27 protein-coding genes are annotated in these 25,953 nt (G+C 36.3%); 14 read left to right on the top strand and 13 right to left on the bottom strand.

Annotated elements, in window-relative coordinates; translation table 11 throughout:
• Positions 1-25: 25 nt before the first annotated feature.
• The 5 genes from modA to LS65_RS01200 all read left to right on the top strand — a co-directional run bounded on the left by modA (position 26) and on the right by LS65_RS01200 (position 4,540).
• The gene (gene modA / locus LS65_RS01180; protein WP_052061101.1) at positions 26-796 is read left to right on the top strand and encodes a molybdate ABC transporter substrate-binding protein; all 771 of its coding nucleotides are present in this window, start codon (positions 26-28) and stop codon (positions 794-796) included.
• A gap of 91 nt (positions 797-887) precedes the next feature.
• The gene (modB, locus tag LS65_RS01185) at positions 888-1,547 is read left to right on the top strand and encodes a molybdate ABC transporter permease subunit (RefSeq protein ID WP_084707966.1); all 660 of its coding nucleotides are present in this window, start codon (positions 888-890) and stop codon (positions 1,545-1,547) included.
• Positions 1,544-2,434 (top strand): ATP-binding cassette domain-containing protein, encoded by an 891-nt coding sequence (locus tag LS65_RS01190; RefSeq protein ID WP_034362335.1) that lies wholly within the window; start codon positions 1,544-1,546, stop codon positions 2,432-2,434. Before modB ends, LS65_RS01190 begins: the two co-directional genes overlap by 4 nt.
• Positions 2,435-2,507: 73 nt before the next feature.
• Positions 2,508-3,191, top strand: coding sequence for a hypothetical protein (locus LS65_RS01195; RefSeq protein ID WP_034362332.1), 684 nt, complete (start codon positions 2,508-2,510; stop codon positions 3,189-3,191).
• A 17-nt stretch (positions 3,192-3,208) separates the two neighbouring features.
• On the top strand, positions 3,209-4,540 hold the full coding sequence (locus LS65_RS01200) for a peptidase U32 family protein (RefSeq protein ID WP_034362329.1): 1,332 nt from the start codon (positions 3,209-3,211) through the stop codon (positions 4,538-4,540).
• A 34-nt stretch (positions 4,541-4,574) separates the two neighbouring features.
• On the opposite strand, the gene LS65_RS01205 is transcribed toward LS65_RS01200, so the two are convergent.
• The 3 genes from LS65_RS01205 to LS65_RS01215 form a co-directional block, all read right to left on the bottom strand.
• Complete coding sequence (locus tag LS65_RS01205; protein ID WP_138129731.1) at positions 4,575-4,862, bottom strand: hypothetical protein; 288 nt, start codon at positions 4,860-4,862, stop codon at positions 4,575-4,577.
• Positions 4,863-5,018: 156 nt separating this feature from the next.
• Complete coding sequence (locus tag LS65_RS01210; protein WP_034362323.1) at positions 5,019-5,600, bottom strand: hypothetical protein; 582 nt, start codon at positions 5,598-5,600, stop codon at positions 5,019-5,021.
• A gap of 74 nt (positions 5,601-5,674) precedes the next feature.
• Positions 5,675-6,106 (bottom strand): hypothetical protein, encoded by a 432-nt coding sequence (locus LS65_RS01215; protein ID WP_034362320.1) that lies wholly within the window; start codon positions 6,104-6,106, stop codon positions 5,675-5,677.
• A gap of 160 nt (positions 6,107-6,266) precedes the next feature.
• Here LS65_RS01215 and LS65_RS01220 point away from each other — a divergent pair, with 160 nt between their 5' ends.
• The 5 genes from LS65_RS01220 to miaA all read left to right on the top strand — a co-directional run bounded on the left by LS65_RS01220 (position 6,267) and on the right by miaA (position 11,261).
• Positions 6,267-6,476 carry a hypothetical protein gene (locus tag LS65_RS01220; RefSeq protein WP_034362319.1) on the top strand — a complete coding sequence of 70 codons (210 nt, stop codon included), beginning with the start codon at positions 6,267-6,269 and terminating at the stop codon, positions 6,474-6,476.
• Positions 6,477-6,585: 109 nt separating this feature from the next.
• Positions 6,586-8,163, top strand: coding sequence for a UDP-4-amino-4,6-dideoxy-N-acetyl-beta-L-altrosamine N-acetyltransferase (gene pseH, locus LS65_RS01225; RefSeq protein ID WP_034362318.1), 1,578 nt, complete (start codon positions 6,586-6,588; stop codon positions 8,161-8,163).
• Positions 8,160-9,188, top strand: a complete 1,029-nt coding sequence (gene pseI, locus LS65_RS01230; RefSeq protein WP_034362316.1) for a pseudaminic acid synthase — start codon at positions 8,160-8,162, stop codon at positions 9,186-9,188. The genes pseH and pseI overlap by 4 nt, the downstream gene beginning before the upstream one ends.
• 58 nt (positions 9,189-9,246) lie before the next feature.
• Positions 9,247-10,362, top strand: coding sequence for a pyridoxal-phosphate-dependent aminotransferase family protein (locus LS65_RS01235; protein ID WP_034362314.1), 1,116 nt, complete (start codon positions 9,247-9,249; stop codon positions 10,360-10,362).
• Positions 10,359-11,261, top strand: a complete 903-nt coding sequence (gene miaA, locus LS65_RS01240; protein ID WP_034362313.1) for a tRNA (adenosine(37)-N6)-dimethylallyltransferase MiaA — start codon at positions 10,359-10,361, stop codon at positions 11,259-11,261. Before LS65_RS01235 ends, miaA begins: the two co-directional genes overlap by 4 nt.
• Before the next feature lie 83 nt (positions 11,262-11,344).
• Here the strand turns inward: miaA and LS65_RS01245 are convergent, their stop codons facing one another.
• From LS65_RS01245 to LS65_RS01260, 4 genes are all read right to left on the bottom strand, one after another.
• The gene (locus LS65_RS01245) at positions 11,345-12,037 is read right to left on the bottom strand and encodes a Bax inhibitor-1/YccA family protein (RefSeq protein ID WP_034362311.1); all 693 of its coding nucleotides are present in this window, start codon (positions 12,035-12,037) and stop codon (positions 11,345-11,347) included.
• A gap of 123 nt (positions 12,038-12,160) precedes the next feature.
• Positions 12,161-13,063 carry a methylenetetrahydrofolate reductase gene (locus LS65_RS01250; protein ID WP_034362309.1) on the bottom strand — a complete coding sequence of 301 codons (903 nt, stop codon included), beginning with the start codon at positions 13,061-13,063 and terminating at the stop codon, positions 12,161-12,163.
• 45 nt (positions 13,064-13,108) lie between these two features.
• Positions 13,109-15,376 carry a 5-methyltetrahydropteroyltriglutamate--homocysteine S-methyltransferase gene (gene metE / locus LS65_RS01255; RefSeq protein WP_034362307.1) on the bottom strand — a complete coding sequence of 756 codons (2,268 nt, stop codon included), beginning with the start codon at positions 15,374-15,376 and terminating at the stop codon, positions 13,109-13,111.
• Between the two features lie 231 nt (positions 15,377-15,607).
• A complete protein-coding gene (locus LS65_RS01260; RefSeq protein WP_034362305.1) occupies positions 15,608-16,450 on the bottom strand; it encodes a phospholipase A in 843 nt (280 codons plus the stop codon).
• Positions 16,451-16,554: 104 nt separating this feature from the next.
• Here LS65_RS01260 and glmS point away from each other — a divergent pair, with 104 nt between their 5' ends.
• From glmS to LS65_RS01280, 4 genes are all read left to right on the top strand, one after another.
• Positions 16,555-18,351, top strand: a complete 1,797-nt coding sequence (glmS, locus tag LS65_RS01265; protein WP_034362303.1) for a glutamine--fructose-6-phosphate transaminase (isomerizing) — start codon at positions 16,555-16,557, stop codon at positions 18,349-18,351.
• A gap of 114 nt (positions 18,352-18,465) precedes the next feature.
• Positions 18,466-19,494 carry a cytochrome-c peroxidase gene (locus tag LS65_RS01270; RefSeq protein WP_138129732.1) on the top strand — a complete coding sequence of 343 codons (1,029 nt, stop codon included), beginning with the start codon at positions 18,466-18,468 and terminating at the stop codon, positions 19,492-19,494.
• Between the two features lie 93 nt (positions 19,495-19,587).
• Positions 19,588-19,803 carry a hypothetical protein gene (locus LS65_RS10000; RefSeq protein ID WP_034362299.1) on the top strand — a complete coding sequence of 72 codons (216 nt, stop codon included), beginning with the start codon at positions 19,588-19,590 and terminating at the stop codon, positions 19,801-19,803.
• Between the two features lie 124 nt (positions 19,804-19,927).
• Entirely contained in the window at positions 19,928-20,605 is a 678-nt protein-coding gene (locus tag LS65_RS01280; protein WP_268903697.1) for an alpha-1,2-fucosyltransferase, read from the top strand.
• Positions 20,606-20,610: 5 nt separating this feature from the next.
• On the opposite strand, the gene LS65_RS01285 is transcribed toward LS65_RS01280, so the two are convergent.
• Genes LS65_RS01285 through LS65_RS01310 form a run of 6 tightly spaced genes read right to left on the bottom strand, consistent with a single transcriptional unit; the run spans position 20,611 to position 25,944 of the window.
• Positions 20,611-21,336 (bottom strand): tetratricopeptide repeat protein, encoded by a 726-nt coding sequence (locus LS65_RS01285; protein WP_034362297.1) that lies wholly within the window; start codon positions 21,334-21,336, stop codon positions 20,611-20,613.
• Positions 21,336-22,322, bottom strand: coding sequence for a tRNA dihydrouridine synthase (locus tag LS65_RS01290; RefSeq protein WP_034362296.1), 987 nt, complete (start codon positions 22,320-22,322; stop codon positions 21,336-21,338). Before LS65_RS01290 ends, LS65_RS01285 begins: the two co-directional genes overlap by 1 nt.
• Entirely contained in the window at positions 22,323-23,543 is a 1,221-nt protein-coding gene (gene nspC, locus LS65_RS01295) for a carboxynorspermidine decarboxylase (RefSeq protein ID WP_034362294.1), read from the bottom strand. It abuts the gene before it with no gap.
• Between the two features lies 1 nt (position 23,544).
• Positions 23,545-24,516 (bottom strand): chemotaxis protein, encoded by a 972-nt coding sequence (locus tag LS65_RS01300; RefSeq protein WP_034362292.1) that lies wholly within the window; start codon positions 24,514-24,516, stop codon positions 23,545-23,547.
• Between the two features lie 56 nt (positions 24,517-24,572).
• A complete protein-coding gene (pssA, locus tag LS65_RS01305; protein WP_034362291.1) occupies positions 24,573-25,301 on the bottom strand; it encodes a CDP-diacylglycerol--serine O-phosphatidyltransferase in 729 nt (242 codons plus the stop codon).
• Complete coding sequence (locus tag LS65_RS01310; protein ID WP_034362289.1) at positions 25,291-25,944, bottom strand: phosphatidylserine decarboxylase; 654 nt, start codon at positions 25,942-25,944, stop codon at positions 25,291-25,293. Before LS65_RS01310 ends, pssA begins: the two co-directional genes overlap by 11 nt.
• Positions 25,945-25,953 lie beyond the last annotated feature (9 nt).

Below are 25,953 nucleotides of genomic sequence, written 5' to 3' on the forward strand. Positions count from 1 at the left end.
ACTATTTGAATCTATGGAGGGTGTTATGACATTTATTAAAAAAATGCTCAATATATGTATTCTAAGTGCTTTTATATGCGTAGGTGCAGTGGCTGAAGAGATTAATGTCCTTGCCGCAGCAAGCCTCAAATATGTGCTTGAAGATATTAAAAATGCGTATTTAAAAACGCATAAAAAAGATAAGATTCAAATTAGTTATCTTTCATCAGGTAAGGCGTATGCGCAGATTAAAAATGGTTTTCCTGCTCATCTTTTTATCGCAGCAGATGTAAGCTATCCACAAAAGCTTTATGATGATAAACTTGCACATTCACAACCCATAAACTACGCTAAGGGCAAGCTCGTGCTTTTTAGTGCTCATTCTGCATTTAAAGTGCAGAACATTGATATACTACAAAATGACACTATCACTCATATTGCTATCCCAAATCCCAAACTTGCGCCTTATGGCAGAGCAGCAGAGGAGTTTTTGACATCTCAAAAACTCCACAAAAAGCTTAAAAACAAACTTAGCATAGGAGATTCTATCGGGCAAGCGACAAGCTATGTGCTTACAGGGGCTAGTGAAATTGGCTTTAGCGCACTCTCGATGGTTATCAAAGATAAAACACCAAATCTTACCTACATACTTATTGATGAAAGCACTTATAAACCTATCAATCAAGCACTCATTATCCCTACATTTGGTGAAGATTCTAAACTTGCTAAAGATTTTGCAAACTATATTATTTCATCAGAATCTGCACAAAAAATATTTAAAGAATATGGATATGACAAGGCGGATAAGAACAAATAGCTTTCAAAAATATGAAGCTTATGAATAAAATCCGCCTATACGTATTTTTTGTTTTACTTGAAAGGAAAAGTTAGTGGATTTTTTTGAAACAATGCAGCTTACTTTCTTAGTTGCTACACTCACAACTCTTATCTTACTTCCTATTGGTATAGTATTAGGTAACTTTCTTGCTTTTTCCCACAATCCTTTGCGCCCTGTATTAGAAGTGCTTGTATGGATGCCTCTTGTGTTACCACCATCTGTGCTTGGATTCTATCTTTTGATTACATTTAGTCCTACAAATGCTTTAGGTGCATTTTTACTCAAATATTTTCACATAAAGCTTGTATTTAGTTTCGAGGGGCTTATTCTAGCAAGTGTTATTTTTTCTTTGCCTTTTATGTGCAATCCCATTAAAAGCGCACTCTCTAGCCTCTCACCCACACTTAAAGAAGCAAGTTACACACTTGGTAAAAATAGAATCTACACACTTTTTTTTGTCTTGCTTCCTAATATTAAACCAGCACTTCTCTTAGGCTGTGTTACAAGCTTCGCACATACCATAGGGGAATTTGGCGTAGTAATGATGATAGGAGGCAATATCCCAAATCAAACGCGCGTAGCAAGTATCGCTATTTATGATGAGGTAGAATCACTCAATTATGCCCTCGCACATCAATATGCCTTTAGCCTTTTTGCTCTATGTTTTGTGCTACTTTTGGGTATTTTTTATCTCAATAAGCACTTTTATCACTCAAAAGGAAGTATATGAGTGATATTGTTTTGCGTTTTTGCAAAAAATTGCTTGGGAGTAAGGGGGAATTTCAACTTCAAGTCGATAAACAATTAGCATTTGGCGAATTTGTAGCACTTTTTGGTAAAAGCGGGGCAGGCAAGACAAGTATTTTACGCATTCTAAGCGGACTTGAAAATGTAGAAAATGGCTATATTCGCGTAGGTGATAGTGTATGGCTAGATTCTGCTAAAAAAATTAATCTCCCACCACAAAAGCGATGCATTGGCTTTGTCTTCCAAAATCACGCGCTTTTTCCTCATCTCAATGTATATGAAAATATCTGCTTTGGGCTAAAAAATAGGCAAGATAAAGTTTTTGCTAATGAGCTTATAGAACTTATGGATTTGACACATTTAAAAAAGAGTAATATCTCTCGCCTTTCTGGCGGACAATCTCAACGCGTAGCTCTTGCTCGTTCTCTCGCTTCACGTCCTCAAATTTTACTACTTGATGAGCCATTTTCAGCTCTTGATAATGCAATGAGTAAAACTTTGCAAAATACTTTAAAAGAGATTCACAAACATTTTAAACTCACAACTCTTCTTGTAAGTCATAATGTAAGCGAAATATTCTCTCTTGCTTCCCGCACACTTGTATTACAAAATGGAGAAATAATCCGTGATGGTAGCAATGATTCCATTTTTATCCAAAAGAATCTCAATGCAAAAATCAAGCTTATGGGAGAAATTGTCAATATACACATAGAAAATCTTATAGCTACCATTAGTATATTATGTGAAAATGAAGTGTATAAAATCACATACGACCCCACTGAAGCAGCAAGATTCAAAATAGGAGAACAAGTAATCCTTGCTGATAAAACCTTTAATCCTGTGCTTTATAAATACCGCATAGAAGATTAAAAAAAATTAATGAATTTCTTAAAAGGAATAGAGTATAATACTCTTTCACTTTATGCCAAAAGAGGAAATATTAATGACTCAAGAAGAGCTAGATTCCCTTATGAATGGGGAACCTGATGTGGGCGAGATAGATAATACTTTAGATGCTAGCGAAGAAGATGAAGAATTCCAAAAAATAACGGTTGATCCAAATGACTTCCGTGCAGAAGCAGATAAAAAATGGCCTCCTCCTCCTCCAACAGAAGATCATAAAATCGTTCATCAGCTTGATGAAGTAACCAAAGACACAGAGGTTAAAGGCACACAAATTTTTGACCAGCTAGAAGTAATGAGTAATGGCGCAGATCAAATTTCTAAACTTGCTAAAAGTATTGAACTCTACCTCAATGAGCAAGAAGAGCTATTTGGTAAGCTTTGTGCGACCTTTCCTCATATCCAAACCTTTCAATCTGCTTTAGAATCTACAAAAAATACAAAAGAGCATAATAAAAACATTATAAATGCGACAAATGATATAAGTGATGCTGCTATGCAGGCAATGGATCTTATGCAATATCAAGATATTCATCGCCAAAAAATTGAACGCGTTATTAATGTAATGCGTGCCCTTGCACAATATATGAATTCTCTCTTTGAAGGTAAAATTGATGATAGCAAACGTGTGAGCTCGGCTGTCTTTATTGCAGGTGATGATAAAGAAGATGTAGTAAATGAAGATGACATTGAAGCAATGATTGCCTCATTTGGTGCAAAATAAGCAAGATTTCGATTACAATGTCTCTTTCATCTCATAAAGTCCAGCTCCTCTCCCCCGCAGGAAATCTCACAAAGCTTAAAATCGCCCTTGCCTATGGGGCTGATGCTGTGTATGGAGGGGTGAGTCATTTCTCATTAAGAACACGAGCAGGAAAAGAATTTAGTTTTGAAGACTTTGCTCAAGGTGTAGAATACGCGCATAGTTTGGGCAAAAAAGTATTTGTTACCATTAATGGATTTCCCTTTAATTCTCAACTTAGTCTTTTAGAATCTCATATTGAAAAAATGGCAAAACTCAATCCCGATGCTTTTATTGTTGCCGCTATTGGTGTTGTGCGTCTAGCTAAAAAAATCGCCCCGCACATTCCTATCCACCTCTCTACTCAAGCGAATGTGCTCAATGTCCTTGACGCGCAAAGCTACTATGAAATGGGTGTAAAACGCATTGTGGCAGCACGAGAAATAAGTCTCAAAGATATTAAAGAGATTAAAAAGCAACTCCCCGATTTAGAGATTGAAGTTTTTATTCACGGCAGTATGTGTTTTGCCTTTTCTGGACGATGTCTCATCTCTGCCTTGCAAAGTGGGCGTGTGCCTAATCGCGGAAGCTGCGCGAATGACTGCCGATTTGATTATGAATATTTTGTCCGAAATACGCAAAATGATGAGCTTATTCCTTTTAATGGTAAAGAACTCTATGTCAAAAATCCTGATAATGGTGTGATGATGAGGCTTGAAGAAACTGAAGGTGTAGGAACACATATTTTTAATTCTAAGGATTTAAATTTAAGCGCATATATCCACGAGATTCTGGAATCTAATGTCATTGATGCACTCAAAATCGAAGGACGCACAAAGTCGCATTATTACGCAGGAATCACTGCTAGAGCATATCGTGCGGCGATTGATGATTTTTATGCGGGGAGAAAAAATAGTGCCTTTTATGAAAATGAACTCAATACGCTTAAAAATCGTGGATTTACCTCCGGCTACCTCATTCATCGCCCTTATGAAAAAAATAACACACAAAATCATCTCACCGCTATTAGTGATGGCAATTATCAAGTGAATGCTGAAGTGCTTGAAAATGGCTTATATGCGGTGTGTAAGCATACAATCGCACAAGGTGATTCAAAAGAAATTGTGTTACCATTTGGTGCAGATGTTGCCTGTGGCAAAAGTGAGCTTGGTGAGATTTATGAAGAAAATGGCAAAAAAATGATGCGTTTTGATAGAATCTGCTTAGAGAATGGCAAGGAACTTACTTCAATCCATAGTGGCAATACAAATGCTTTTAAGCTTCCTTTACCATTGCCTCCTTTTAGTTTTTTACGCCAAAAAACAAGCTAGAGATTAAAAGAGAAACTGAAACTACAAGTATCCTTTATGCCAAGGAACAAATATATTCAAATTGCTCTTTTGTCGTAGCAAAATATGTCCCAAAGAGTAAATTATTTTTACTTTCATTAAATGGAGCATATTTATCTTTACCATATTTGTCTTTGTTGTTATATTTAAGAATCCGATGATAATGCTTTTTATCAGTAATCATATCCAAAGGCACACCAACTTTGCGCTCAAAAGATAATATCATTTTTTGATTATTTTCAAATTTATCTTTTACTTCAAGCACTGCCTTAAAAATATGTGCTTTAGCCTCGTAGCACAGCACCTTATCGCCCTCTCTCATAAGCTCAAAGCATACAGAATGTTTCCTTTCGCTCTCTCCCCAAAATTTTCGCCATTAACATTCCTCGCCATATATCTCTTTTTCATAAGGATAGTTTTCCTCCCGACATACACAAATCCAATAACGCATAAATACTCCTTATTTGGCAATATCGGCTTCTATCATTAAATCACCATTGCCATTATCATAAGTCCTATATGCTAAACCATACGTGTGCAAACCTAATGCTATTGCCCCAATACCTAAAAATCCTGTAAGAGTATCGCTTGTCATTTCTTCCTTTGGAATTTTAAGATTTTTTAAAAGTTCTCCACCTATCATTCCACTAACCATTCCATCTGCCCCTGCATTAAGACTAAGACTCAAAGTAACAAGTGCATCTGTTACCTCATCTACCTCATCACGAACAGGAAATTTGCCTGTTTTGCGCATTTCTTTAAATATCTCTATCGCATTTTCAGCACTCTTATTGATAATATTTGCCTTACAAATGCTTGATTTTTTATCTTTATCAAGTTTCATTAAAGTAATTTCACCTACCTCAAACCCTAAACTTTTTAATGTAATTTTTTTATCATTTTTTCCCTCTGCATTTCCAAAGAATAAGATATTAAGGGCTTGTTCAGCATAGTCTTTGCTATCGCATTTATAATCATTTCCACACCCACTCAACAAACCTACCAATACTACACTTCCTATCAAGGTAACAATTTTTCTCATCTTCTCTCCTTTCATTTTTATATACCAAACATCATAAGCTGATTAGAAATCTTATTAAGATTATCTTGCTTTTTTCATTGAGGCAAGATTGAAAGCAATTTATTTAAGTTTTGCTTTCTTAACTTTTTGCCAACTAAGAATAAATCTACAATGTTCCAAACCATAATAATGAATAGGCATAATGACCCTAATCTTGCTAATACAGAATTAGAATCACCTGCAACAATCACTGAAAAAACAAAGAAAATAACAACAAGTGCTAATCGCACTCCACCTAAAACCATATCCCCAATCATAAATCGAGCAACGCCTAACCAACCAAAACAGAAATTTGCTATCCAAAAAACAAATGCTGGCGATTTTAATCCAAGCATAGGAATCTTAGCCATAAACTCATCACGCGACTTTTCATCAAGGCTATCAAGCTTCTCTTTGAGTTGTTGTTGCTCAAGAAAATCTTTTGGCAATTTGTCTTGCACACTCATTAATATCATATTTGAATCCATATTTTCCCCTTGTTTTAAAATTGAAATTGAAATAATACGATATATTTTCTTAAAAATTTATTTATATATGAAATATATTCGTAATTTGAAATCAAGATAAAGTTGTATTTAATTCGCCTATTACAACTTACAAATCCATAGAAGCAAATAAGGAAAACTGATGAAATATACGCAACAAGATAAGGCGAGAATCTTACGCATTACGACACGCACATTGCAGAGGTGGAAATATACAAAGCCTGAATTGTTTGCCCTCATTGAAGCTGGATTTAAAATGCGTGAGAGAATCTATACGCAAGAAATGTATAATGAAGAAATACAATCTCTTGTTAAATCCATTGACCCGCATACTCTTCCTTCATCTCACTAAGCTTTTGGCACAAATAATCTAGCCCTTTCATATTTTGTTTATCTTTACACTTTCTTATTTATGGAATCAACTTTGCTACATCATCAAAACTTTAAATTGAAGGAAAGGTATGCGCGTTGATATTTTTTGTGAAAGTGGGGAGAAATATGGATTAGGACATTTTTATCGCTGTTTGAAACTTATAGCAATCTGTGGGAAAATTCCGCAAGTAAATGCTATCACTCTCCATAATCGCGGAGACTTTACCCCTCCACCATTCAATGATTTGCTTGATGAGAATATGCAAGATTCTGTAATCTTAGAGTGCAAAAACTATGAATGGCTCTCTACCCAGCCACAAATGCTTGATGTCGCCATTGTCGATAGCTATGAAACACAAGAATGGTTTTACTATCGTCTTAAATCCCATAGCAAAGCACTTATATGCCTTGATGATACACTAAGAGATGTATATCCTCCACAAAGCTATATCCTCAATCAAAGCTCACAAGAGCATTTCTCATCACAAAAATATCACCTTTGGTGCGGACAAGAATACATCATACCGCCTATTATTTTGCCCGAGCATTCCCCCTCTCATACACATAATAAACAAATCTTTATAAGCTTTGGTGGAGTAGATAGTGGAAATCTCACACAAGAGATAGTTCATCATATTTCACAATTCATTGCTTCAAATGACTTCGCACATTGCCATTTTCATATTGTCTTAGGCAATGGCTACACTCATCAGCTCTCTATTCCACCAGAAATTAGTCCTTATATCACTCTCTATTCTCATCTATCGCCAAAAGATTTTTTACACAAAGCTAGTGTTTGTGATTATGCGATAAGCGCAGGTGGTGGAAGTATGTTAGAATTAATAATGCTCAAAATTCCAAGCATCATTATAGAATCTGCCCCAAATCAAAGGATTCAAATTACGCAATGGGAACAAGCTGGTGCAATAGCTCTAGCTCAAAACCCCTATGACGCGATTCTTCTTTTGCACTCTTGGTGTGAAAATATGCCATCTTCATATAATAAAGATACTATCAAAGCTACCTTGCATAGCCTTTCTTTAGGCACTTTGCTCCCTAAAGCCCTCTCTACCCTTTTTGCACAAGTTGCAGAATCTGAACAGATTCAATCCCATAACTTTCATAGACACAGCACACAAAAAGATAAAACAAATCTGGATTCTCTCCTTGCCTTATCTTTCAATGAACTTACACAAGAAGAATCTCATATTGTCCTCTCTATGCGTAATCACGAGCAAGTCGCACGATGGATGTATGCTACACATATTACCTCCTCATCACATCACACATTTTTACAAGAACTCAAAAATGACCATTCAAAACGATATTGGCTTTTTAAATACAATGGTGAATACATTGGTGTAGGCTCACTTACACGCATAAATCTTACACATAAACACGCATTTATTGGTATCTATACAAATCCCTTTTGCACTCAAAGCAATAAAGGCAAACGCATTTTGACATTTTTAGAATCTTTTGCCACACAAAATCTCGCTCTCCACACATTACATCTTGAAGTTTTAAGCCATAATGAACGCGCATTACGATTCTATGAAAAATGTAATTATATCCGAGAGGGCGTATTGCGTGATTTCATCTTGTGTAAAGAATCTCCACAAAGACGATATTATGATGTGATTTTAATGTATAAGGAATGTCAATGAAAACACAAACGCCCCTTATCATTGCTGAACTTAGTGCAAACCACAATCAAAGCTTAGAAATTGCCAAAGATTCTATTCGCGCTATTGCTGAATGCGGAGCTGATGGAGTGAAACTTCAAACCTATACACCAGAATGCCTTACTCTCAACTCAAATGCACCACAATTTTGTATTAGTGGTGGAACTTTATGGGATAAACGACAACTCTATGAACTCTATCAGGAAGCACAAACTCCTTGGGAATGGCATCAAGAGCTTTTCTCTCTTGCTAGAGAGCTAGGCTTAATTGTCTTTAGCTCACCATTTTCAGTAAAAGGTGTTGCATTTTTAGAATCCCTACAATGCCCCATCTATAAAGTAGCAAGTTTTGAAGTAATGCACTATGAGCTTATAGAAGCTATTGCCAAAACTAAAAAACCTATTATTATCTCCACAGGAGTGGCTACACGCAAGGAGCTCAAAACTACACTAGAGATTTGCCATAAATATGGCTGTAAGGACATTACCTTGCTTCATTGTATAAGTGAATATCCTGCCCCATTAGAATCTGCAAATCTCCTTGCTATGCCTGAACTTGCTAAAACTTATAAAAAATATCACATCAAATATGGCTTATCTGACCATACACTTGGCGCACTTTGCCCGAGTATTGCTACAAGCTTAGGGGCAAGTATGATTGAGAAACATTTTATCCTAGACAGCTCACTTGGTGGTGTAGATAGTGCATTTAGTATGGATAAAAAAGCATTTAAAGAAATGGTGGAGCAAGTGCGTAATACCTCTCAAGCACTAGGAGAGAAAAAACCAAAAATTTCAACAGCAACAATAAAAAAAAGACGACAATTTGCGCGAAGCATTTGGGTAAGCGCAGATATTAAAAAAGGTGAAAAATTCACGCATAAAAATCTCTGTGTCTTGCGTCCTAGTGGTGGGGCACACCCACGACATTTATCTAAGATTCTAGGCAAAAATGCAAAAAGAACTATCAAAAAAAGTGAGCCTCTAAGCTTAGATGATGTCAAATAATCAAGAGTAAAGTTATTTCAAGTATAATGCACTTCTAATTTTACACTAAGGAGAGAGTATGCTACTTTTTACGCCCGGTCCCACACCTGTGCCAGAATCTATACGCAATGCGATGAGTGAGCCTACCCTGCACCACCGCACACCAGAGTTTGAATCAGTTTTTGCAAAAGCAAGAGAGGGGCTTTTAAAAATGCTGAAAATGCCGGAGGTGCTTATGCTTGCAAGTAGTGGTAGCGGTGCTATGGAGGCGTGTGTATGCACCTTCACTCAAAACAAAATGCTCAGTATCAATAGTGGTAAATTTGGTGAGCGATTTGGCAAAATTGCTAAAGCACACAAGATTCCCTATAAAGAAATCATAAATGAATGGGATACTCCTGCGAGTGTAGAGAGTGTGCTTGAGATACTTAAAAATGAAAAGGATATAGACTGCTTTTGTATTCAAATGTGTGAATCTGCAGGAGGGTTGCGCCACAATGTAGAGGAAATTGCAAAAGCTATCAAGGCTTACAATCCACGCATAGTGGTGGTAGTAGATGCTATTACTGCAATGGGTGTAGAAGAAATTGATATTAGCCATATTGACGCACTCATTGGTGGCTCACAAAAAGCCTTTATGCTACCACCGGGTTTAAGTATTATAGGGCTTTCTCAATATGCTATAGAACTTGCAAATGAGCGGGATAGAGGCTTTTATTTTAATCTCAAAACAGAGCTTAAAAATCAAACCCACAATACCACTGCTTGGACTGCGCCTACGACCATTATCACAGGATTGGCAAAGTATTTTGAACTTGTAAATGGAGATTTTAAAGGTATTTATAAAAAAACCAAAGCACGAAGCCTTGCCACACACAAGGCTTTAGAATCTTTAGGGCTTAGGATTTATCCTAAAAATCCTGCTCTTGCAATGAATACTATTTATGATGAGGCTAATGCTGCTTCTCTTAGGAAGATTCTCAAAAATGAATTTGACATAAACGCTGCAGGTGGGCAAGATAAGCTCAAAACAAGTATTGTGCGCTTTAATCAAATGGGGCTTATTCCGCTTAATGAAAGTGTGTGGGTTGTGAATGCAGTTGAACTTGCATTAGATTCTCTTAAGCTACGCTCATTTAATGGAGAAGCAAACAAAGTCTTTTTGCAATCTTATTATGATTTGCTTAAAAAATGAGGCTTATTGCCATAATTGGTGCAAGTGGAAGCGGTAAAAGTGCTCTCGCTCACCGCATAGCAATAGAACAAAATTGCGAAATTTTTAGCCTTGATTCTTTAAGCATTTATAAATATATTGATATTGCTTCTGCTAAACCTACACCTTTAGAGCAAGCACAGGTGCGTTATCACGCACTAAATCTCTTAGAACCAAGTCAAAAAAGCAATGCTATGCTTTTTAAGAATCTTTTGCTTCAAACGCTTACATATTTAAAAGAAAATGCTCCGCATACACCTTTACTCATTGTGGGCGGGAGTAGCTTTTTTCTTAAAAGCATTATTGATGGCTTAAGCCCTATGCCTCCTTTGCAATCCTATGAAAAATGGGTAGATTCTCTAGGTGATTTAGCTGCAAAATACAATGTTCTATGTGAAATTGATAGCACTTACGCTCATAACATTAAACCAAACGATTCGTATAGAATCTGCAAAGCCCTAGCACTTTTTAAGGCTACAAATATGCCACCAAGCGTATATTTTGCAACACATAGAAAAGAGCCTTTGGGCTATGATATTGAGATTTTTAGCCTTGAATGCGAACGCAACGAGTTAAGAGAGCGCATTGCTAAGCGCACAAAAGCAATGATTCAGCAAGGGATTGTAGAAGAAGTGCAAAAAGTATTAGAATCTTATGGCACACAAGCCCCTGCTTTAAGAGCTATCGGCACAAAAGAATGTGTCGAGTTTTTACAAGGTAAAATACCTTCGCTTCAAAAACTGCAGGAACAAATCTTTTTTCATACTTGCCAACTCGCCAAACGTCAGCGCACCTTTAATCACACTCAATTTAGCCGTATCACGCATTTGCAAGAATATGATTTAGAAAAAGCACTTATTCGGCTACTACAAGAAAACTAATCGTTTCTTATCTATAAAAATATTTGAATCTGTAAAATTAAGAAAAGAGGAAGAGGATATGCCCTGCATACCCTCATAGAGTATTAATCTCTGCTTGTAAAACCAATAATTGAAAGCAAAGACACAAAAATATTATAAAAATCAAGATACAAATTAATTGCTGCATCAACGGGGCTAGTATATAAACCACGAATAATATTTTGTGTATCATAGGCTACATACAAGCTAAAGAGTATTGCTGCTGCACTTGAAATCAATACTTGAAACATAGAGCTTCCAAGAAAGAGATTTACAAGTGAGCATACAACTACAACAATAAGAGCAATAAAGAGCATTTTGCCCATATTAGCTAAATCTTTTGTAGTTTTAATACCAAAAATACTCATAACGCCAAAAATAATTGTTGTCATAGCAAACGCCATTGCAACTGCACCAGCACCAGCCTTATACGCTACCATAGCTATAAGAGGCGTAATCGCCAAACCTGTAAGCGTAGTAAAAATAAAGAGCATAGCAATATTTAAGCCTGGCTTTGAACGAGAAAACATAAGTCCAAAGAGAGCTGCAATTTCAGCAATAAAAATAAAAAGTCTATATTGCACTACAAGTTCTAAATACATAAACCCAAACATTGCACCAACAAACGCAAAAAACAAACTTGCACCAAAAAATTTGTAGGTTGTTTTTACAAAATTTACTAATGCACTATCGCGTTCTGCTACTGCTTCATTCGCAAACTGCGCATTATTTGTATAATCTCTATCATAAAGTCCCATTTTTTTCTCCTTAATATCTAAAGATAGAATTAGGATAAAATTCTATCATATCTTTACTAACAAATTTTATACGCTCTTAACACACTGCTATACTTAACTTCTCTTATTTATTAGAAACAGATTCTATATAAATTCTTTAACCAAATTTGGCTTATTTGCACTCATAAAATGAAATTTATTATGCACTTTTTGAATTTCTTGCATTAATACTAAAGAGTTTTCTAATCCAACCTTGTTTTCTTCATCTATCCCTTTATGATGAGCTTTTTCAAGCTTTTGCACCCATTCATTTGGAATAAATACACCCGGAAGCTTATCGCGCAAAAAAAGTGCTGTTTTATAGCTCATTACAGGGAAAAATCCTAGCACAAGCGCACAATTACTCTTATTTTGTGCATTTAATGTCTCTATATTTGTAAGCAAAAATTCCGCTGCCTTAGCAGAATATACAGGCTGTGTAAAAAGTGCCGATATATGAGAGGCATTAAGCTTTTTTTGCATTTTGTTTATAATGCTTTGGGGATTATTCGCATACGCATTTATCACTTGAAAATTATAAATTGTATCCACTTTTTCTTTGAGAATCTTACCATTTACAGCTTTGCCCTCATTAAGATTATCAATAATCATTCCAAGCTTTAAAGAACTATCTTCAAATACACCCTTTGCTTCAAGACAATCTCCATTTTTAATGCTATCACCTGTAAGTGTAAGAAAAGTGCGCAATCCAAACTCATTTGCTGCTAAAATATCTCCACATAAAGCAATAGAGTTTCTATCTCGCATTGAAAGTGTGCAAATCACAGGCTTTTTGAGTGCTTGTTGTAATTTAATTGAATTGAGAATCGACGAAGGCTTAAAACGAGCTAAGGGAGAATCTGTGCAAACAAAAGCATCGACCTTTTGTATATCTTGAAGTTGCTCGACAAGCTGCTTATCGAGCTGTGCGCTTACACTTGGTGACACTTCCAGACTCAAAAAAGATTTACAAGAACGAAGCTTCTCTATCATAAATTCAATATTCATCTCCACCCCTTAGCTCAAGTTTAAGTCTTTAAAAATTTATGAATTTTATAATGACCCACGCACACTTTGCACTGCCTCTACGATATTTTTGAGGCTTGGCTTGACTTCTTCCCATTTACGCGTTTTAAGCCCACAATCTGGATTTATCCACAGCTGCTCTTTTGGCAAAACCTCTAAAAGTGCTTTAATTTGTGTTTTAAGCTCCTCTACACTTGGGATTCTAGGACTATGTATATCATACACACCCGGTCCCACTTCATTTTTATAACCCACTTCTTTAAAGATTTTAAGCAATCTATTGCCACTTCGTGCGGTTTCAATGCTTATCACATCGGCATCAAGGGCTTCAATAGTTTTGATAATATCATTAAACTCGCTATAACACATATGCGTGTGAATCTGTGTTTGGGATTCTGCAATCGCAGTCGCGCTTCTGAAGCATTTTAATGCCCAAGTTTCATAATCTTTAATATTTTCCGCGCGCAAAGGATAGCCCTCCTTAAATGCCGCCTCATCTACTTGAATAATCTTAATTCCCCCTTTTTGCAAATCATCAATTTCATCAGCGATACAAAGTGCGATTTGCTCACACACTGCACTGCGCGCTAAATCATCACGCACAAAGCTCCAATTTAGAATCGTAACCGGACCTGTAAGCATTCCTTTCATCACCTTTTTTGTAAGGCTTTGTGCAAATTTGCTCCACTCTAATGTCATAGGCTTTGGACGAGAAACATCACCAAAAATAATCGGTGGCTTCACGCAACGACTGCCATAGCTTTGCACCCACGCATTTGCACTAAATGTGAAGCCCTGAAGCTGCTCACCAAAATACTCCACCATATCATTGCGCTCTGGCTCTCCATGCACAAGCACATCTATGCCAATATCCTCTTGAAACTTTACACAATCTCTAATGTATTCCTTAATGCCCTCTTCATATTCTGCTTTATTAATTTGCCCTTTTTTGTAATTTAAACGCAATGCTCTAAGCTCCGGTGTTTGTGGAAATGAGCCAATCGTGGTGGTGGGCAAAATAGGAAAATTAAAATGCTCTTTTTGAATCTTAATGCGCTCATTGAAAGGTTGCGCTCTCTGTGTTTTTGTGTAGTTTTTCACACGCTCACGCACTGCTTTATCGTTTGTTTTGGTAGAATTTTTACGCGCGGCGTTAATCTTTTTATTTTCTTGTAAAAAGCTTTGAATTGCACTATCTGCATTGCCCCTAAAGAGCTTTTCTAGCACATTAATTTCTTTAATTTTTTCCTCTGCAAAGCTTAGCCACGAGAGAATTTGAGAATCTATTTTGTCTTCACCCTCTTTGCTAAAAGGCGTATGCAAAAGGGAACAAGAGCTACTCACCACGATTCTGTTTTTTGGAATCACATTTGCAATAGATTCTAAAAGTGCGAGTTTAGATTCTAAATCTGCCACCCAAATATTGCGCCCATCAATCACCCCAGCATACAGCACTTTATCACTTTTTGCGATAGATTCTAAACTCTCAATGTTTTTGCTCCCCGCGACAAAATCAAGCCCAATTCCATAGATATTTGTTTTTAATAGAATCTCTGTGAGTTCCTTGCTATGCTCAAAAAATGTGCTGACAATAACTTTAATGCCTTTTTTAGTGATATTATCATAAATACATTGTATTGCACTTCCTCCTTTGGAACATTCTAAGCCAAAGATTCCCGCGTCAAAGCCTTTTACAAAAATAGGCTCACTAAATTCTACGACCACTTCAGAATCTAGCGTTGCAATTTGCTCTATTAAATCAAAATACGCACTTTTAACTTTTTGAAATATATCTTCTCTCTGCCCTTTTACAACCTTACTTAATGCCAAAAATGTAAAAATACCTATAAGTTGAATTTTAGGCTTATACCCTAAGCTTAAAGCCTCTTTATATTGCGCAATAATTGCACTTGCATCGGCTTTATATTCATCATCAATGCTTAATTCTGGCACAACATAATGATAGTTTGTATTAAACCATTTTGTCATTTCACAAGCCACACCCTCTTTATGTCCTCTTGCCATTGCAAAATATCCTTCTAAACCGCTTAAATGTTTGAATCTAGCAGGTTTGCAACCAAGCGCATAGGCAAGGTCAAGCACATTATCATACAAACTAAAGTCATTCACGCACACATAATCAAGAGATTTTTGCACATTCCAATGCTTAGCACGTAAGTCCTTTGCGACAGATTCTAATTCTTGATGACTGCATTTGCCACTCCAAAAGCCCTCTAAAGCCTTTTTTAATTCTCTGTTTTTCCCAATGCGTGGGAATCCTAAAATATTACTCATTCATATCTCCTTCATTAAATTTCTGTATTTTTACATAAAATTTATAAATACAATATGTAATTTTAATTTTTTGTTAAAATTTATAGCTTTTATACAAATAAAAGTCGCTGCAACGCCCTTGTTATAGTCATTATAAAAAGAGATACAAAAAGTAACAAATACAATATGTAATTTGATTTTTTCGTTAAATAAGATTCTAAAAAGAAAGTTTAAAAAAATAAATGTTGTTTTTTACTTATCCCATAAGCGAAACCCTATGCCTATGCGCTCGCTACGCATTTGATATTCAAACATATTATCCCCATATCCATTAACATATTGAGCATAAATCCCTAGATTGTCGCTTATGCGCAATGTATAACTTATCTCAAAATAAGGATAATATCTCCTCGCAATAGGAGGACGCATATAAAATTCTATCAAGTTACGATTGCCCTTATAATAAAGCCATATATCATTATATCCACGATAAAGGGGCAAATGGGGATTATCTTGCATAAAGCCATCGGCATATTTACCTATATACACCCACGCACCGAGTTTTACGCCAAATGCACCATAGTTTTGTGTATCATATTCCCATCGCATATTGAGTAAAAGGCGATTTTGTGTGCGTGAGCGCAATGCCCTCTCACCATTTGAAATGTGATTATATCCAAAGGAAATATCCTTAAAAAAACCGCCCAAAAAACTTATAGGACGATCATAGGTATAGAAAAATTCGGGCTGATAGTCTATATCTCTAAAGGGACGAGAATCTTGTCTATTATAGTTTTGAAACCACGAAGTTTGCGTATAGGCAAAGTATAGATGTCCATAAGGAGAAAAAAACTTATTAATTATGGCAAGTTTGAAGCTAAATTGGAATTTAGTTTCTGTGTCTTTATTGCCCTGCATAGGAGTGCTGAAGCTGTGATAAAAGGGTAAAATATATACTGCTTTATGGGGATAGAGTTGCATATAAGAGTGAGTGTCTTTTGACTCTTTTGGCACACTATTTTCCATAGAGAATGCAAATGCTAAATGAGTAAAACTACCACTTAATACCAAAGCTAGTATAAGATATTGCTTCATCTTTTATCTCCTTTAAAAGGGTAGATTCTAGAATTGCATAATAATGCGTGAATAATTTTAGTGTAAAATATGCAAAAAATAAATTAATTTTATAAGGAGTAATAATGTGCGGTATTGTAGGCTATATTGGGCGAAATGAAAAAAAACAAATCCTTTTAAATGGCTTAAAAGAATTAGAATATCGTGGCTATGATAGCGCAGGAATTGCAGTATTAAGTGAAAATGAACTGCAAACATTTCGCGCAGTAGGGAAGCTAAGCAATCTAGAATCTAAATGCAAAGATTTTAGCTCTTTAGGTTTTGGTGTAAGCATAGGACATACGCGCTGGGCGACACACGGCAAACCTACTGAAGCAAACGCTCACCCACATATAGCCGCTTTTAGCAATGTCGTCCATAATGGCATTATTGAAAACTACCAAGAAATCAAAACACATTTAGAATCTAAAGGACATACATTTCTCTCACAAACTGATACCGAAGTGATTGTGCATTTATTTGAAGAATATACAAAAACTATAAACGACTGCCTTGAAGCATTTAAAGCAACTATTGCTGAACTTAAAGGTGCTTTTGCTGTTTTACTTATTACCAAAAAAGCACCAGATTGCATATTTTATGCCAAAAATGGCTCACCACTTATCATTGGCAAAAGTGCGACAAAGCAAGATGAGATTTATTTTGCAAGCTCTGATGCGCCTCTTATTGGGCTTGTAGAGAGTGTAGTATATTTGCAAGATGGCGATATAGGCGTAATGAAACTTGGCGCATTTAGCACACTCAAAGGTGCAAAAAAACTTGATAGCACCAGAGGTTACGCACAAAAAGAAGGGTATCGCTACTTTATGGAAAAAGAAATTTATGAACAACATAAAGTTCTCCTTGAAACTATGATGGGACGCGTGAGTGAGGGAGATATTGTGCTCAATGAAATAGAATCTAATTTTTTTAATGATATACAAAGCATTAGCATTTGTGCGTGTGGGACAAGCTATCACGCCGGATTAAGCGCAAAATATTTATTTGAACGTTTGGCAAAAATAAAAACAAATGTGCTTATTGCAAGTGAATTTCGCTATTCTCAACCCGTGATGAATAAAAATGAGCTTTTTATTGCAATTTCACAAAGTGGTGAAACTGCTGATACGCTTGAAGCTTTAAAACTTGCTAAAAAAAATGGCTTAAAAAGCCTCGCTATTTGCAATGTAGATAATAGCTCTATTGTTAGAGAATCTGATGTTTCACTCCTCACACGTGCAGGAATTGAAAAAGGTGTAGCAAGCACAAAAGCATTTGCAACGCAAATGATGTTGCTGTGGATTCTAAGCGTGTATATAGGCAAAACACGCGGACACATTGCACAAAAGGAATTAAAAACTCATATTGCACAAATGGTTGCTTCAGCAAAAAAAACTTATATAGAATCCGATATGCACGAACACATTAAACGTCTATCAAAGCGATATTTACACGGACACGGATTTTTCTTTATCGGGCGAGATGTGTTTTATCCTCTCGCACTTGAGGGTGCACTTAAGCTGAAAGAAATTAGCTATCTTCACGCTGAAGGCTACGCAAGCGGAGAAATGAAGCACGGACCTATTGCACTAGCAGATTCTGAGCTTTTTACCCTTGCTCTTATGCCTACACATTTACTTTTTGATAAAATTAAAAGCAATGTAGAAGAGCTAAGTGCGCGTGATGCAACTATTTGTGCAGTAAGTGCGCAACCCATTAAAGGCGTTGATGATATGATTCTTATCTCACCTTGCCAAAGCTATATGGAGGAGTTTTTTGCGATGATGGTAGTGCTTCAGCTTTTTGCACTTGAAGTAGCAATCAGATTAGGAAATGATGTAGATATGCCACGCAATCTTGCTAAAAGTGTTACGGTGGAGTAATGTTACTATTTTATACAAATATTTTTAACTTTTTTATCCTTTAATAATTTTTATTCATATTTAAGCCCTATAAGCATAAGTTATAAATTGAAATCATCAACAAAGGAGTTAGATATGAAAACTGCAAAGTTACTTGTGGCATCTCTAATGGTGCTTGGATTATCCAGCGTGCTTAGTGCAAATCCTCTCATCAATGAAGCCAAAAAAGCAGGGTTAGTGCCTTTGCCTAAAGATCAAAAGGGTGTGGATAAAATATTGAAAGACAACAATATTAAAACAACACCTTTTTCTCAAGCAAAAGCAGAATTGGGTAAAAAACTTTACTTTGACCCACGACTTTCAAAAAGTGGTATTATTTCTTGTAACACTTGCCATAATCTTGGTTTAGGTGGAGCTGATGGAATCGCGGCTGCTGTGGGACATAAATGGAAAGCTAATCCTAAACATTTAAATTCACCAACCGTATATAATTCAGTATTAAACACAGCACAATTTTGGGATGGGCGCTCAGGAGACTTGGCAGACCAAGCAAAAGGTCCAATTGAAGCAGAACCAGAAATGGCAACTCCTGCAAAAGTGGCAGTAGAGAAAGTTTCTTCATTACCAGAATATGTTAATGAATTTAAGAAAATCTACGGTAGCGTAACTTTTGATAATATCGCTGATGCGATTGCAAATTTTGAGCGCACATTGCTTACACCTTCTCGCTTTGACAAATTCCTAGAAGGAGACGGAAACGCACTAACAAAAGCAGAACAAGCAGGTCTTAAGACTTTTATCGATAAGGGTTGTGCCGCTTGCCACAATGGTGTAAATCTCGGTGGTTCAATGCAAGCATTCGAAGTAGCAGGTAAATACAAATTCGCAAAACTTGGCGGATTCAAAGGTGATAAGAATGGTATGGTCAAAACTCCTACATTAAGAAATGTTGAAGAAACAGCTCCATACTTCCACAATGGTGCAATTTGGTCGCTTCAAGATGCTATCAAAGAAATGGGAAGCACACAGCTTGGTATCACTATTTCTGATGATGAAGCAAAAAGTATGGAAGTATTCTTGCGCTCACTTACAGGCAAAAAACCAGCGATTACTTACCCTCAACTTCCTGTATCAACAGAAAAAACACCAAAACCACAGCTATAATCTAGGCTAGGTTTAGTTTGATAGGGATAATGATTTACTTATTATCCCTATAATCCTTATCTTTTACCTCCATAGGAAATCCAAAGGATATATGTGAAAGTTTTATTGCAAGGTGGCTTAGGAAATCAAATGTTTCAATATGCTTTTGCACGTTCTTTGGCTCATCGTGGATATGAAGTCGCCCTTGATGCCGCGTGGGGATACACTAAATATTCTCATTTCTATCCAGATTCTATTTTTAGTCTAATAGGTAAGAAATTAATGGGGGGGGGGGATAAAGCAACAAGTAGAACATATCCGCAGTCTTGAATTAACGCGTTTTGCAATCTCTTTACCCATTCTACGCTTTTGCCTCCCTAAACCATATAGCAAAGATTATTATGACCTTATTCTTACAAAAATCTTTTCACATCTCTACCATTCCCACCCTTTTATAAAATCCTTATCGCGTTATTTTTATACCTATGATTCACCCACACTTTTGACACAATTTTGCGCACATAAAGCGTTTTCTCCACGCACTTATTTTAATGGATACTTCATTCATCTTCAATATTTTTTAGAGATAGAACACATACTTCGTAAAGAGTTTTATCCTATTTCTTTAAGTAAGCACACAAAAGCTCTTAAAAATCACATTATTGCCACGCCAAAATCTACATTTTTACATATCCGCCGAGGAGATTTTTATCTTGATAAACATTGGGAGTATGTAAAACTTGGTAGTGCATATTATAATGCTGCACTCAAAGCACTTATAAAGAAAATTAATAATCCTGTGATATTTATTTTTAGCGATGATATATTATGGTGCAAAGAACATTTTACACAATACTTGGATTCTATGCTTTATCACCAAGTAGAATTTGTATTTGTAGAAGGTAATGATGAGGGTAATGCAATCGAAGATCTCACACTTATGCGAAGTTGTCAAAATGGTATTATGGCAAACTCCACTTTTAGCTATTGGGCAGCGTATCTCATCGATAATCCCGATAAGTTTATTTGTGCGCCTATACGCTTTAATTACAATCCACGCCGTTACATATCGCATCATATACCACATTCGTGGAAAAGAATTGATGATGTATGGGGCGCACAGATAAATTAAGAATCTTACTTTAATTTTTGCACATAATCACAAGCAAACTGATTGTCTAGGCTACACGCACGGCGATACAAATCTTTTGCTTTATTCAAATCTTGAGGCACACTTAATCCCTGCTGATACATCTCTGCACTTAGCACACAAGCGTATTTCTTGCCCTCATCACATTTTTGAATATCTAAATTCAAAGCCTTATGGTGCAAAGTCTGTGCCTTTTGTAAATCCTGTATCGCACTCACACCATAAAAATAATAAGAGCCTAACATAAAACACGCATTTTCAATATTATGTTCGCACATCACATTAAGATATTCTAAACCCTTCTCCACATCTTTTGATACACCGTGCCCATCAATCAGTGCAACTGCCTGTATCGCGCACCATTGTTCCCCACCAGCTCCACAAGCCTCTAGACTATAATCATAACCTAACTGATAGTATTGTTGAGATTTATTCAAATTGTTTTGCGAATCTCGTTTATCTTGAGCCTTAACCTCATAGTAATTTCCAAGATATAAGCACGCTCCTGGGTGCTTTTTATCGCAGGCACGATGAAGTATCTTGCTTGCCTCATCAGCATTTTTTACCCACATTATTACACCTTGATAAAAATCAGAATCCGCATTTTCTATACTACTAAGCAATGCAGATTCTCTCTCGTGTGTATCTGCCTCGTTTCCCCATATATTCATTGCAAAAAGCATCGCAAAAAAATAGAGTAAGTATCTTTGCATTAACTCGTCCTTTTATTAAGATGCACGAGCTGGGGAAAACTATGTGCCACTAACTGACTATATGAAAAAAAATGTTCTATTTGATTTTGCACCTCATCAACACTGCTTAGTCTATTGACAAGATTCCGAAATTCACTCGCCCCTTCGTGTCCTTTAGCATAAGCGTGAAGATTCTTACGAAACATAATGACTCCACGTTCTCCATAAAATTCTACCATTTTTTTAAAATGCTCCATAACAAGTTCTCTTTTAATGATAGGTGGAATATCTTGCGTGTGATTTTTAATCTGCCAAAAAATCCACGGCGAAGTGATAGCTGCCCTACCTATCATCACGCCATTTGCTCCAGTGTGAGAAAGCACTTCTTGAGCTTTTGCAGCACTATCAATTTCACCATTAGCAATCACAGGCAATGAGATTTGGCTTTTAATCGTAGCAATTGCATCATAATCAATACGCTCTTTTTTATAACCATCTGCACGCGTTCTCCCGTGTATCACTACAAAGTCTGAATGCACATCTTTAAGGGCTTGGGCTATTTCATTTGGAATCTTTTTATCAAAACCTAAACGCACCTTAAGGCTTGTATAAGGCGTAGTAGCCGTGTCTTTAATGAGATTTGCAATTTTTACAAGCAGTTTTAAATCTTTCAGTAAGCCACTACCATTGCCGTGGTTTGCTACTTTTGGAGCAGGACAACCACAATTTAAATCAATAATATCTATACCTTTTTGTGTATTAAGAATCTCCACTGCTTTCTTAATAATTTCTTCTTTTGAGCCAGAAATTTGCACACTATAAGGCTGCTCCTTTGGAGATTTTTCAATCATCTTAAGAGTGCGAGTATTATTATAAACAAGAGCGTGAGAGCTTATCATTTCACTCACTGTAATATCCACACCAAAACCCTTTACTACACTACGAAAAGGCAAATCTGTATATCCTGCAAGGGGTGCAAGCATAAGAAGATTATCGAATCCTATCATTTAGTTTCTCTGTTTATAGTCTTCATAACCAAAGCTTTTAAGGAGTCTCCATTCTCCTTTGCTATCAATAACACCAAGTGAAGGAAGCGGCACGCCATTAAAGGTATTGTTTTTAACAATACTATAATGGAGCATATCTTCAAAAATTACTCTATCGCCTCTACTTAGAGGTGTATCAAAGCTATAATCCCCTATCACATCTCCTGCAAGGCAAGTAGGACCACCAAAGCGGTAAGAATATACCCCAACTCCCTCACCTTTATCAGCTTCTAAACCTGTTTGTATGGAAAGTTTTGTAACTGCTGGGCGATAAGGCATTTCAAGACAATCGGGCATATGTGCTGCGGCACTTACATCAAGTATAGCAATTGACATCTCATTTTCTACAATGTCTATCACTTCGCCAATTAGAAATCCAACTTGCCACCCTACCGCTTCGCCTGGCTCTAAAAACACATCTATATCATTATATCTTACTTTAAAATTCTTGATAAGCGAGATAAGCAAATCTATATCATAATCTGTCCGCGTGATATGATGACCGCCACCAAAATTAATCCACTTTTTACCCTCTATATATTGCCCAAAATACTTTTCAAAATGTGGTAATGTGCGAGAAAGTGCTGCACTATTTTGCTCACAATGTGTATGAAAATGTAATCCACTAATACCATCTAATCCATATTGTGCTACACCTTTTTGAAATTCACTCGGTGTAATCCCCAAACGAGAACCAGCGATACAAGGATTATAAATAGGTGGCTCTACTTCGCTATAAAGCGGATTCACACGCAAACCAATTTCAATAGGAGAAAGATTTTGAATCTTAAGTTGCTGATTTCTAGATTCTATAAGTGGCTTAAAATTCTGCCACTGCGCAAAAGAATTAAAAATAATATGTGTTGCATAATCTAAAATAGCCTCAATCTCTACTTTTTTATATGCAGGAGAAAATACGCATATATCCTTATTTTGCGCTCTTCCACCTATTTCTTCAAAACCTAATCGTGCCTCATATAATCCGCTTGCTGTGCTGCCATTCAAAGTTTTTTTAAGATTCTCAAATACGCGCCAAAAAGCGTAACCCTTAAGCGCAAGAAGGATCTTTACCCCGCTTTGCTTTTGCACAGAATCTAAAAGTGCAAGATTAACATTAAGCTTCTCTTCTTCAAGCACATAGCAAGGGGAAGGAAGTGTGAATAGTGTAGAGATTTGACGCATTTTACTTAAGAATAAATCGCCTTACTGCAGCTTCAATATCTACAGGGTTAGATTTAGAAACAAACTCACTTGCATTGAGAGAACGAGCCATATCTTCATTACTGCTACCACTCATTGAAGAATTAACTACAATCGGCAAATGTGCCGTAGCAGGATTTGCTTTAACTTGCTTAATCACCTCAAAACCACTTGCTTCTGGCATTTCAAGGTCAGTAATAATCATACCTACTGAGTCAATATCCGTAGTAGGTGCAAAAAGATAATCAAGCAAATGTTTGCCATTAATGAAATCGTGATGCACTACACCAAGTTTATTAAGAATAAGTTGCATCGTGCGTAACACCGTTGGACTATCATCTGCAAGAAGTATGCTTTTATTTGTTTCTACTTGAGAAATTTTTGCAATCCCTTCTTCTTTATCTTTTTCAATCCAAGGAAACACATCAATAAGCATTTTTTCAATATCTACTACTTGCACTAAACGTCCGTCATAGTAGCGAGTGCGACTAACCAACTTACCATTATGCCCACCGCCACCTACGCCTACACCTTGCTCAATTTCTGTCCATTTTTTGTTAAGGATTCTATCTGCTTCATAAATTCTCACACCAATTGTCCAACGTGAAAATTCACAAATCATAATAATATCCTCTTCACCCGGCTCTCGCTTAACCCCACAATCACGTAGATTCTTAGTTTTGTTGTTGCTATCATAAAAAAACCATTTACGCATATCTATGAGAGGCACAGTCAATTCACGTATAGTAATAAGCCCTTCCACAAGGCTATTGTTTTCGTGTGTAACAACGGTGAGCGCACCTTTATATTTTATCACTTCACGAATCTTAAATACATTTACAGCGTATAAATCCTTTCCTTTTTCTAGGCGAAAACAAAGGAGCTGTAATTCATTATTCTTATGAAGACTTGTTACCTGATCAATATTTGCCATACTCGTTTTAGACTTAGACATACCCTACACCTCATTCAAAAATATTCAATCCTAGCACAAAATCGCTAAATCTAAGTTTATTTGTCAATGCTTCTTTGATTAGATTTTGTGCTTAAGCGCATTTTAGCCACAATCACAATCCAACGCACAACACCATACACAACATAACCACTCATTAAAACACACAAAGTTTCTTGTGGCTTTACAAAAACAATGCCAAGCAACAAAATAACTGCAATAAAAGATTTAAAATTCCATTGCATTTTTTTAAAACTTGGATACCGAATATTGCTTACCATAAGGACACTAATGATAAAGCTTCCTATCAACATCATATATTCATAACCATAAGTTTCAATAAGACCATATTCTAGATCAATAAGTATCCACAACATCAAAACAACAGCGGCAGAAGGTATAGGCAAACCAATAAAGAAATTAGGCTCAGAGCTTGAAGTGATATTAAAACGTGCCAAACGCACTGCACCAAGTATCACAAAAAGTGCTGGCACACTCATACCTACACGCCCATAATCTATGCCAATATAAAAATAAAGCAAAAAAGCTGGAGCTACACCAAATGCAACTATGTCGGCAAGAGAATCAAATTCCACACCAAACTTGCTTGAAGTGTTTGTAAGTCGAGCAACTCTACCATCAAGCCCATCAAGCACCATAGAAAATAGAATAAGCCAACAAGCATTCTCAAAATTCCCTTTTGAAGCAAAAACTACACTCAAAACTCCTAAAAAAATACTCCCAGCAGTAAAGAGATTAGGCAGAATAAAAAGTGGATTAAACTTCATAAAAGTATCCTATGACACTTTGCAATGCTTTCACTCTATCACCAACACTCACTTTTAGCTCTATCTCTGCAGAATCTGCAGACTTTCCTCGCTTTTGAGGGATTTGGGGAATATTAATGCGTGTCATACCAGCTTTCATAAAACCTATGCGTTCTCCAATATCTAAATTACTTGAAACAAACAATTCTTGAGAAGAGAAGAAGATTGGATAAAAATCAATAGAAAATCTCCTATCTTGCAAACTTTCAAAATGCATAGTAGCATTTAACTCATTGCGCTTATTTTTACTACAACACGCAAGGCTTAAACCTTTTTTTGCACTACATTTTCCTTCTACAATATCACAAGGAGCGCGTATCACGCCCACATCAATAAAGCGTGTTTCAATAAGAATACTTACCTGCCCATCACCTGAAGTAATATCTCTTATGATTCCATCAACAGGTGATACAAAAGCATTATTTTCATCAATATTTGGGATTCTTTCAGGATTACGAAACATTGCAAGCCACAAGAAAAGTCCTACAAACAATACAAATGCACATATACTCCAACCAAGCCACGCCGTAAGCAAAAATGCTATAAGCAATACAAATGCTCCTACCCAACCCTGCTTTGCAATAATTTGCGTAGTCGTTGCCATTATATCCTC

It is taken from the genome of Helicobacter japonicus (assembly GCF_000762845.2).
Taxonomy (GTDB): Bacteria; Campylobacterota; Campylobacteria; order Campylobacterales; family Helicobacteraceae; genus Helicobacter_C; species Helicobacter_C japonicus.

Coding starts and splice junctions, on each gene's coding strand:
- pseH (WP_034362318.1), top strand. CDS start 6,586: ATGCGCGTTGATATTTTTTGTGAAAGTGGGGAGAAATATGGATTAGGA.
- LS65_RS01195 (WP_034362332.1), top strand. CDS start 2,508: ATGACTCAAGAAGAGCTAGATTCCCTTATGAATGGGGAACCTGATGTG.
- miaA (WP_034362313.1), top strand. CDS start 10,359: ATGAGGCTTATTGCCATAATTGGTGCAAGTGGAAGCGGTAAAAGTGCT.
- LS65_RS01310 (WP_034362289.1), bottom strand. CDS start 25,944: ATGGCAACGACTACGCAAATTATTGCAAAGCAGGGTTGGGTAGGAGCA.
- LS65_RS01250 (WP_034362309.1), bottom strand. CDS start 13,063: ATGAATATTGAATTTATGATAGAGAAGCTTCGTTCTTGTAAATCTTTT.
- LS65_RS01285 (WP_034362297.1), bottom strand. CDS start 21,336: ATGCAAAGATACTTACTCTATTTTTTTGCGATGCTTTTTGCAATGAAT.
- metE (WP_034362307.1), bottom strand. CDS start 15,376: ATGAGTAATATTTTAGGATTCCCACGCATTGGGAAAAACAGAGAATTA.
- LS65_RS01235 (WP_034362314.1), top strand. CDS start 9,247: ATGCTACTTTTTACGCCCGGTCCCACACCTGTGCCAGAATCTATACGC.
- LS65_RS01290 (WP_034362296.1), bottom strand. CDS start 22,322: ATGATAGGATTCGATAATCTTCTTATGCTTGCACCCCTTGCAGGATAT.
- pseI (WP_034362316.1), top strand. CDS start 8,160: ATGAAAACACAAACGCCCCTTATCATTGCTGAACTTAGTGCAAACCAC.
- pssA (WP_034362291.1), bottom strand. CDS start 25,301: ATGAAGTTTAATCCACTTTTTATTCTGCCTAATCTCTTTACTGCTGGG.
- LS65_RS01270 (WP_138129732.1), top strand. CDS start 18,466: ATGAAAACTGCAAAGTTACTTGTGGCATCTCTAATGGTGCTTGGATTA.
- modA (WP_052061101.1), top strand. CDS start 26: ATGACATTTATTAAAAAAATGCTCAATATATGTATTCTAAGTGCTTTT.
- LS65_RS01215 (WP_034362320.1), bottom strand. CDS start 6,106: ATGGATTCAAATATGATATTAATGAGTGTGCAAGACAAATTGCCAAAA.
- LS65_RS01260 (WP_034362305.1), bottom strand. CDS start 16,450: ATGAAGCAATATCTTATACTAGCTTTGGTATTAAGTGGTAGTTTTACT.
- LS65_RS01190 (WP_034362335.1), top strand. CDS start 1,544: ATGAGTGATATTGTTTTGCGTTTTTGCAAAAAATTGCTTGGGAGTAAG.
- LS65_RS01245 (WP_034362311.1), bottom strand. CDS start 12,037: ATGGGACTTTATGATAGAGATTATACAAATAATGCGCAGTTTGCGAAT.
- LS65_RS01220 (WP_034362319.1), top strand. CDS start 6,267: ATGAAATATACGCAACAAGATAAGGCGAGAATCTTACGCATTACGACA.
- LS65_RS01210 (WP_034362323.1), bottom strand. CDS start 5,600: ATGAGAAAAATTGTTACCTTGATAGGAAGTGTAGTATTGGTAGGTTTG.
- nspC (WP_034362294.1), bottom strand. CDS start 23,543: ATGCGTCAAATCTCTACACTATTCACACTTCCTTCCCCTTGCTATGTG.
- LS65_RS01300 (WP_034362292.1), bottom strand. CDS start 24,516: ATGTCTAAGTCTAAAACGAGTATGGCAAATATTGATCAGGTAACAAGT.
- glmS (WP_034362303.1), top strand. CDS start 16,555: ATGTGCGGTATTGTAGGCTATATTGGGCGAAATGAAAAAAAACAAATC.
- LS65_RS01200 (WP_034362329.1), top strand. CDS start 3,209: ATGTCTCTTTCATCTCATAAAGTCCAGCTCCTCTCCCCCGCAGGAAAT.
- modB (WP_084707966.1), top strand. CDS start 888: ATGCAGCTTACTTTCTTAGTTGCTACACTCACAACTCTTATCTTACTT.